The following is a 9,163-nucleotide window of genomic DNA, read 5'->3' as shown; positions in this document are numbered from 1 at the left end:
AGATTCAGCATGAGAAGGCTCTGGGCTACTGCTTCACATTATCCATTATTTCCCAACACGTCTAAAGTAAGAGTATTGACAAATCATTGCTGGTAATACAAGGTTCTATTAGTCATGCTCAAGCGGTTATGCTCAAGCGGTTATGCTCAAGCGTCTATCGATAAGGAGATGTAATAGCAGAAGTAGGTTGGAATCAAATTTAGATAAAAAGATTCAAAAACCTCAAAACAAACAATTTTTAGATATATTTCCCTGTTTTTTGTATTTTGGGACTCATCTTTTAGGGCGATTAGTTTAGAAAATATTTTAAACATTTTGAAAAGTTCTAGGCTATTGTCTGAATTCCCAAATTCTGAATCATTTTAAGCCGGATTCTCCTAGATTTGAGGCATAGGGTCAGGGTTGGACTCACGTTTGCTGTGCGGAACATCTGCCTGATCAGCTGAAATTTCTTGGGAATCTAGGAAGAATGCTGTTTTTTGCCAACGGGTTTTCTGCCACTGGGCTGTCTGCTGCTGATTTGCCGACTGGGTTACCCATTGGTACTGCTGGTGATTGATGTCAGGACTGGATTGTTCTGGTGTTGTTGCTCTGTACGTCTACCCCCATCACAACCTAATACGAGGATGCTATGGCTGCTAATTCAGACTTACCCAGTTATGAAGATATTTTTGGAAGCCTGGATTTTACAACGGGAGAAGATGGCCGATCGGTTCTCTCCCCGTCTGCCTATCTCGTCGATTTACTGCAGCTTCTGGATGATAAGTTACGTTCTTCGTCTCAGCTCCATGAACTACATCAACGCCGGGGCGATATTCAGCACATATTGTTAAATACAGAAAATGCCTTTACCGCCATTCCCTACCTCGATATTGTTAACGGTATCTTGGAGCAGCAGATTGGCGACGATGTGTATACAAAATTGCAGCAGCAGCAGTATCCTTTTCAATTCCCCTTTAATTTTGAAAATGAACGAATTAAAAAATTTCTCCACTATTTGAATGTTTCCTCTGAGGAACTCTATAAACGGTTTAGCCTAGAATTGAATCCTGTCCTGATTGGCCGGGAATACCTTCAACTCTCGACTGAAGAGTTCAATGCGATTACGCAAAGTCCAACTTCAGCCGATCTGCAAAGCTACTTCAATAGGAATAAAACCTCTCACGGTGCTTCATCGGCAAAGATCCAGGTTGCCAACTTTCTGGCAGCGACACAACTGTCAGGGGCAGAATTGCGGGAACTGCTTTATCAAAATTTGAGTGAAACAGCCCACTCGATCGAGGTGGATTCTCAACCAGAGCGCGTCAAGGCATCTGACTTTTTTATTCATTATGGTTTAGGTGGCTATGCAGTCTTGGATTCTGTAGAAGCAAGCATTATCTGGCAGGGGCTGACCGCTTACAACTTGGTGCTATCGACTTCGCCGAAGACACCCTTGCCAGCAACAGGTCAACAACTCATCGCGATCGCGAAAGAGGATCATGATGCGTTGCACTTTCGGATCTTTGATCATCAGGAAGCGCAGAGCGTTGATTTATTAGAGGCAAACCTCTCCGCCGCGCAACGCACCCACCTGGAGACGCTAAAAACCTTGCTTCAGCCCTATTGGAATAGCGACGTATCATCCATTCCTGCGGGAATTAAAGAGAACATCCTAGAGCTTGTAGCAGTTATTACAAATTCCTCTCCTATTCCCAGTGCATGGTTCGATCGGGTGCAGCGCCTCATTCGCCTTCAGCGCAAAACTGGATTGTCTTTAACAGAGCTGGATTTAATTTTGCGAACCTGTTGTCAGTCTGATGGAGTACAAAGCGAGTTGGATGGTGCGGCGATCCAGAAAATAGCGGTGATTAAACACCTCTGCGATCGCTACGAAATTGCGGTTGATGTAGCCTGTAGTTTCTTCCGCCCCATGAATACCTTGGGCCTGGGCAATGCTGGGGAACCCGCTGATTTATTTAATCGCGTCTTCAATGGGAACCTGGCCCATCTCGATCGTGCCTACATTCGCGGGTCTGCCTTTGTTCCGGCTCGCTATGTCACCTACAGTCCCCTCATCTGTACCGATGACATTCTGTCCGTCAACAACAAAGCCTATCGGCAGCGGATCTCCCAAGCGCTGGGCCTCAGCGAAGCCCAGTTGGTTCTGGTGGTCAATCAATTTAGGGATCAGGCCAAACGGGTGGGGTCGGGGGCTTCCCTGTTGGATGAACAAGCGGCGATCGGTCTACCAGCCCTCTCGCTGCTGTTCCGCCTTAGCCAGCTCACCGAGATTCTGGATCTCACCTATGAGGATCTGTTTAACCTGTTTGATATTCTTGGCAAAGATCCCGCTATTCGCCTTACCAATGCTTTTGATACCCTCATTCCGATGGTTCCAACCGGTCAGGATTGCTATCGGATGATTGCGGGGAACGATGGGGCAGCGTCCATGTGGCTGGTGCAGATCCTTGGGGCGATCGCTCAATGGCTGCAAACCAACGACATCAGCACGGGAGAACTCAAGCAATGGTTAACCCCAACGGATCAAAACGCCACCGAAGCCACAGCAAGGCGGCAACACAAAATTGAGTTTCTCAACAACCTGTATCAGCAATTTCAGCCGCTCATGTTCAGCGCGGATCTGTTTGTGTCTGAGGCGGAGGATAGCAGTGAGGCGGAGGCCATCGATCGACGCACAGCGCGGGTGATTTACCAAACGTTTATTGAACCGGAGAGCGGTTTGGTGGCCCGCAAAGATCGGCGCTTGGTTAAATACGAACCTTCGTTAGTGGAAAAAGCGGCCTATCGGGCCTTAACGCGGCTAGATCAGATTGTTCCCGAGGACTTTACTGGTCTGGGGTTGGAGTTGAAACTGCTCGATGCCCTGTTCAATCATTTGATTTTGCAGGATTACATCAGTCCTGAGGGGCTGTTGCTGGAAGAGCGGTTTCCAACGACGGTGGAGCAGTTTCAACTGGAGACAGATTTCAGTGCCCACCGGGATGACGTGTTCATGATCATCCATGACTTGCTCTCTGAGGCGATGGAAGTAGAGGCTACGATCGATTCAGAGACGGAGTTGGAAGCAGTTTCAGACTTTGACGAGGATGGAACGGATACCAACGACGATGAGTTAGGTGATATTTTTGGCGATGAGTTGGGTGATGACTCCGATGCAACAGACTTGGAGGCGTTATCGATCGCTGATGAGGCACGATCGTCGAATCTGGCAGTTGAACTGACCATTTATCCATCGGATTTGGAGGTATTGACCGATCTCTCGGAAAAGCAACGCAACGAACTTTATGATCACCTCATCTTCAATGGTTATCTTGATGAAGAGGGTAATGTTCTGCAAACAGACTTCTTTGTCAATGAAGATAACGTGACCGAATTTCAGGTGAATATTGGACTTACCCAATATGCCCAGCCAATCTTTAATCTGATTCTGACGCAAATCCAACAATTCCAACAGGCGCAGCTAACGCTGGATAGACAGGTGTTTGCGGAGTTGCCGCTCAAGCCCTTTGAAATTGATAACCTAATCGAAAATCTCATCTTCAACGGCTACCTCGATGCCAATCACCTTATCCTGAACAAAGCCGCCCTGCTCACGACAACGCCACAAACCTTGAATTTGGCCCTGGCCTTTTATCCCCATCGCCGCCCCATTCTCCAAGCCATGCAGGGCATGATTCGTGAATTCAAAGCCACGTTTTACACCCTCAACCGCGACCTGTTTACCTCGATCGCCGATGACATTGCCGCGCGCCAGGTCTATCAGCACTTGCAACCCGACTATCTGCGCAATGGACGGCTCCAGGGCAAACGTTTGGAAGAGGAGGGGGAAACGTTCTTCCTGGATCCCGATAACTTAAGTCAGTTTGTCCTCTCAGCGCCGTTCAGCAGCAATGACACCGAGATTATCTTTGCGGCCATCCAGCGCATAGTGACCACGGCCAAGAAGTATCAGTTTAATCTGCAAGTCCTGGAAGAACTGGATTTCGATTGGGAGGAGCAGGAGGAACTGATTGACATCCTTGAGTCCACGGGATATCTCCACGATCGCGTCTATTTGGTTCAGGATAAAATCAGCTATTTCCTGAGAATTGACAACGCCCTGGAATTCACCCTGGAAGGTTTTGAAGATTACAACAAAGACATCTTTTTTGCCCTGCATGCGATCGCGAAAGTGATTGATGCTGATGTGCAAACGATCGCGGCCCAATTCCAAGCCCTTGCCGAAGCCCAATCCATCACTCTGTTAGAGGCACTTCAGGATCACTTGGGTGTGGAGGCGGACGTTCTGCACATTCTGTGTCAGCAAATTCTGCAAGACACTAACATCGTGGAATCTTTGCTGGTGCCCGTGTTGGCGATCGTGAACCGTCAAGATCAAATTGCCGATGAACCGTCCGATAATTGGTTTAACCTGGCCTATCGCCGCATTGAACAATTTGCTGCGATCGCGGCCAAACTGGGACTCAACGCCACGGAAACGGCGATCGTCTGGCAGGATCAAAATTTAGTCGAGAAATTCCCGGAAAAATTAGCGCTTCCCCCCGGGGTCGATCGGATTGACGCCCTGCTGGAAACGCAACTAGCCGATGGAACGGGCGTGATTTATCTCTTCGTGGGGAACCAGTATTGGCGTTACGGGGCTAAGACCTATCAACTGCTGCCCCCCGATGGGCAACCCCTGGAACCGCCCAAAGCCCAACCACTGAGTACCCTGTCGCCGCTGTTGGCTGAACTGCCACAGGTCGATGCAGCCTTGACCGAAGCCAATGGTGATCTCGTGCTATTGGCCCAGGGCTTCACCTATCGCAAAGCCAAGGGGAGCGATCGCTGGGTGAAACTGGGCGCAGGCCAGCCCGGATCAGCCGGTCAGCCCGAATCGCCCAGCAGCCAACCCAGAATCTGGGGCAAGGTCATCAACAACTTTGAGAATCCCCAGCGGGTGGATGCGACGTTTCAGGATCGGGATGGACGCACCTACCTGTTTTCTGGCGATCAATACATCCGCTATTCCGGGGAGACCTACGACACCACGGTGGACGAAGGCTATCCCCTCAAAATTGAACGTCACTGGTTGCGGGAAGCCTGCCAAGGGCAAACCGCCAATGGGGAGGATGCCGCCGCGATCGTGCCCAGGGTCTTACCTAGAGCCTTTCAGACCTCCATTGATGCTGCATTCCAGGCAATCAACGGTCACACCTATTGGTTCAAAGACAAGTCCTATCTTTGCCTAGAGTCGAACGTTCCGGAGAAGTTGATTCATCAAACCTGGGGCAAAGTCAGAAATAACTTTGAAAATCTACGCAAAATTGATGCTGCCTACGGAGATGGTAATCAAGTCTTTCTGTTCTCTGGCGATCAAGTGATTGCCTATCAGGACAGTTTAGAACAGGATCAGGTGATGGTTCAGGAGGGCTATCCCAAACGCCTGCGCAATCAGTTTCCCAATCTGCCAGCGGAATTTGTTGATGGTGTGGATGCGGCGTTTAAGGCGAAGAATGGAACCGTCTATTTGTTTAAGGGGGGCACGGTTCGACAATATCCTTCGGATCAACAGGAACCCTCGGAACAGTTGGTGCGAGACACCTGGGGCCGAGTGCGCAATGTCCTAGGCACAAAGGGGCAGGTGGATGCGGCCTTTGTGGGGCTGGATGGCAAAACCTATCTGTTTAGTGACGATCAGTATGTGCGCTATTCCGGGGCAGACTATGCCCAGGTGGATGATGGATTTCCCCGCACGATCGACCAGGATTGGGGCGGTCTGAGCAAAGTCCACCATGCCTTTATTCTGGATGGCAAAACCTATCTGTTTGGGACAGCGGCTGGTCAGACTGATATTGTCTACGTGCGCTATTCCACCCATGACTACACCAAGGTAGATCCCGGCTATCCCAAGCCCCCCAACGATAACTGGTGGAATCTGCCCCTGAGTTTGATCGCGGAAGACGGCGACTTTCAGACGATCGAGGCGGTGTTCAATACCTCCGATGACAAAATCTATCTATTTTCCGGCGATCGCTTTATCTATTTCGACCAACAACAACGCTGGTGGTCAGAACCGCAAAACCTATCCACGGCTTGGAGTCTGCCGTTTAGAGAACCGCGCGTGGATGCGGCCTTTGTGGGCAAGGATGGCAAAACCTATCTGTTTTCCGGGACGGAATTTATCCAATATTCCGGGCATGACTACAGCCGCCCCGACGATCGATCGCCCAACAAAACCCGTCGCTATTGGGGCTACACCACTAATCAGATCGCCAAAACGGGCCGGGTCGATGCGGTGCTGCTGGTGGATTCCCACGAACTCGATGGGGTAGGTCAGATGCAAACGACGATCCATACCTACCTGTTTTCCGGCCACCAATATTTCCGCTACTCCATTGGCGATAACGTTAATAACTTTAATTACGCCGAGCATGACGTTGATGAAGGCTATCCCAAAACCATTGCCACTTCGCTGACCCAGGAACCCCGCTTCAAAAATCTCGATGCGGCGACCCTAGCCAAACTGGCCGATGGCATTGATGCGGCCTTTGCCGATCGCCGTCAGATCTACCTCTTCAAGGGCGGGCAGTGCTATGTGGTTTCAGAAAACCTGCATCAGGACTATGGCGACTTGGGCTTGGCGGGGGTAAGTTGTGCCTTGGTTGAGGAGGGCGCGATCTATCTGGCCGATGGGGCTGGCTGGCAGCGCCACAGCAGTTTGGAAGGGCTGGCGACGGCCAAAACCCGCTGGTTGCCGCCCTGTTTGCGACAGGTACCGGATGGTTTCAAAACCGGGCTTCAGGCAATTCTGCACGGACGCGATCGCAATACCTATCTCTTCCAAGGCTCGACTTGCTTTAACCTGTCCCTGAATCGAGCCTATCCCCTCGCGGAAGAATGGGGCCGCGTCAAAAACAATATCGATATTCACAACACAGTCGATGCGGCCTTTGTGGGGCTGGATGGCAAAACCTATCTGTTCAGTGGCGATCAGTTTGTCGTCTATGGGGCGGATGCTCCGGCCAATCCCCAGGATTTCTACGGCCAGATTGAGCAGTTACCCCGATCGATCAAAGACCATTGGGGCGGCCTGAACCGCGTTTCCCTCGCCTTTGTCAAAGATGGCAAAACCTACCTATTTGAACCCGCCGATGCCCTGGGCAATGCCCGCTACGTTTGCTACTCCAGCGCCGACTATCGCCAACCGGATGCAGGCTTTCCCAAACTGGGCGATCGTAGCTTCTGGGCAATCCCCAGCGAATATGTAGACGAAGAGTTTACGACGATCTATGCGGTGCTGTCGGAAGGCGAAAATCTGTTTCTCATCTGTGGGCAGCGCTATATCCAATACGATGTCGATCCGGGCCAATGGACGTACCCCAAACCGCTCTCTCGTATTTGGCGGGATATTCCCTTTAACAATGACAGCTTTAAGCGCATTAAAACGGCCTTTACAGGACGGGATGGCAACACCTACTTCTTTGCAGAAAACCACTATGTCGCCTGCGGAAACGCGGTTGTTTCCGGAACCCAGCCCTTTACGTCCCCCGCACCGATTAATCAACGCTGGGGTAAGGTGCGCAATAACTTTACCGATCATCCCCAGGGCAATCGGGTGGATGCGGCCTTTGTCTACCAAAACCGCCTCACCTATCTCTTTTCCGGCGATCAGTACATTCGCTATTCCGACAAGGATTACCGTTATGTGGACGAGGGCTATCCCAAAACCCTGGCGATCAACCTGCGCCAGGAACCGGGTTTTCAGAATTTGCCGGAAAGCTTTGAAGAGCAGCTGACTACGCAAATGACTACGCAAAGGCGAGAGGATGGACGGGTAATCTTAGCGGTGCTGGCCAACGATCGCACTCTAGCGTTGTTGCTGGGCGATCGCTGGCATGTCGTTTCCCAAAGCCTCACGGCCACCTATCCCCTCAGTCGCCTGGGTCGGCTGAAAAATAACATTGCCCAACGTCAAAAAGTCGATGCAGCTCTGTTCCTGGAATCCAGCGGCCAGACCTTCCTCTTCTCCGGCGATCAGGGCGTGCGCTACAGCGATGATACCTACACCCAGGATGAGACCCCGGCCTTTGTGGATGATGGCTATCCCAAATCCCTGGCCACGATCCTGACGCAGGAGCTCGGGATGCAGCATCTGCCGGATACCTTCCAGTACGACATTGATGCGGTGCTAAAGGGCAATGATGGCAAGCTCTATGTCTTCAAGGACAAGGGCTATTTACGATCGGACCAGACAAACTCGCAGTCGATCGCGACCTTTTGGGGCAAGGTGAATAACGCCTTTGTCTCGATCGATCCCGCCGATCCTAGCCGAATTCCATTAGATGCGGCCTTTATCTCACCCAACGGAAGTTTGTACGCTTTCAAAGGAGTGCAATACATTCGCTACACCCACCCCGATCAGACCACGGTGGATGAAGGATTTCCCAAATCTATCCAGGACAATTGGGGTAACTTACCTGTGGCGTTTGAGACTGCGATTCCCGGTCAGTCAGCCATTTCCGGGGGCTTTGTCTTTGAGGGCAAAACCTATCTGCTCAAGGACAGCGAAACCGGCCAGGATTATGTGCGCTATTCCGATGCCACCTATCAAGCGATCGATACGATCTATCCCCAAAAGGTCAAATACCGCTGGGGCAATTGGTCGGACTATTTGCTCAACGATCTGTACATCATGACCCGGTTCAAGCAACTCCAGGATAGTCATAGTAGCGGAGAGCTATCCTTACTCGACTTCCTACATCCCGAAACTGGGCCTGTGGCCGATCCCTACGCCGTTCTCGCAACGTTGTTTGAGTGGGATCTAGAGGAAGTGAAATGGCTGAAACGCAAGAACGCCTTTTTAAGCGATGACATGCTGTTTGAAGTGCAGTTCAAATTGGAAATCATCCTCCGGCTCTATGACATTTTCACCCTGGCGAAAAAGATGGGAATCGCGCCCCGCCAACTCTACACCACCATTTGGCGCAAGCGGTATTCATCGGATGCGGATGAAGTCAATTTAAAAGATGCCGCCGATGCGTTATATCGCTGTCTGGCCTTGATTCATAGTGCATAGCTTCTAGTGTTGAACAACTTGTAGCTTTATTTCCCTTAGCTGAATCACTTTTGGCTCAATCACTACTTTTTCAGTCATCCATTTCTACTCATCTAAACATTG

Annotated in this window: 1 protein-coding gene; it reads left to right on the top strand. The window is 50.7% G+C overall.

The window, feature by feature from the left end; translation table 11 throughout:
* The first annotated feature begins 631 nt into the window (after positions 1 to 631).
* Positions 632 to 9,061, top strand: coding sequence for a hemopexin repeat-containing protein (locus ACN4EG_RS17815; protein WP_431631442.1), 8,430 nt, complete (start codon positions 632 to 634; stop codon positions 9,059 to 9,061).
* Positions 9,062 to 9,163 lie beyond the last annotated feature (102 nt).

Origin of the sequence: Alkalinema pantanalense CENA528, from assembly GCF_050753345.1 — a bacterium.
Taxonomy (GTDB): Bacteria; Cyanobacteriota; Cyanobacteriia; order Leptolyngbyales; family Leptolyngbyaceae; genus Alkalinema; species Alkalinema pantanalense.
This window is presented reverse-complemented; position numbering and strand designations above follow the sequence as displayed.

Bases quoted from the DNA above. Each gene is read 5' to 3' on its own strand.
- ACN4EG_RS17815 (WP_431631442.1), top strand. From the start codon at position 632: ATGGCTGCTAATTCAGACTTACCCAGTTATGAAGATATTTTTGGAAGC.